A 574-nucleotide genomic window follows, 5' to 3' on the forward strand; every position below is an offset into this window, starting at 1 on the left:
CGGCCTGGGCGAAACGGTGGACAGCGGCGGCGCCAAAGCCGGACGTGGCGCCAGTAATCAGAGCGGTACGGGTCATCGAGGTACTCCGTGAAGATCCCGACCATTTTCGCACCGATGCGCGCCCGGTGTGGCGCCGGGCGCCACCCGGCTGACCGGCGCCACGGGTCGTCCCGTCAGCGGATGCGGAATACCCGCGCCTTGGGCAGGTCTTCATCCACCTGCAGGAACCAGCGCCCGGCGATGCCCGGCACCACGACGATCCCGGGGTTGCTGCGGGCGGTCTTGAGCTTCATCTCGCCCTTGAGTACCTGCCACTGCTGGCCGTTGTCCAGGGTGAACACCGTGCCGGGGGCCCAGCCGTCCACCTGGCCGGTGACCTTGGCGTTGATGGGGCCGTCGTCCAGCCCGGGGAACATCGGGGCCGGCGTCGGCACACCCCGGCCTGCGGCAGGTGCCGCCGCGACGGCCACCGGGGCGGGGGCATCGGCCTGGGCCTGGCGCAGCAGGCGGTTCAGGGCCTGCAGCTGGGCCGGGGTCAGCCCTACGTCGGCCAGCGCCTGCGGATCCAGCCGCT

The 574-nt window shown here is 72.3% G+C and carries 1 protein-coding gene; it reads right to left on the minus strand.

The annotated features are described in order from the left end of the window. Nucleotides 1-173: 173 nt before the first annotated feature. On the minus strand, nucleotides 174-574 hold a 401-nt coding region (locus tag AAE045_RS23965; protein WP_455549799.1), incomplete at its 5' end, for a hypothetical protein.

Source organism: Dryocola clanedunensis, assembly GCF_038405435.1.
Classification (GTDB): Bacteria; Pseudomonadota; Gammaproteobacteria; order Enterobacterales; family Enterobacteriaceae; genus Dryocola; species Dryocola clanedunensis_A.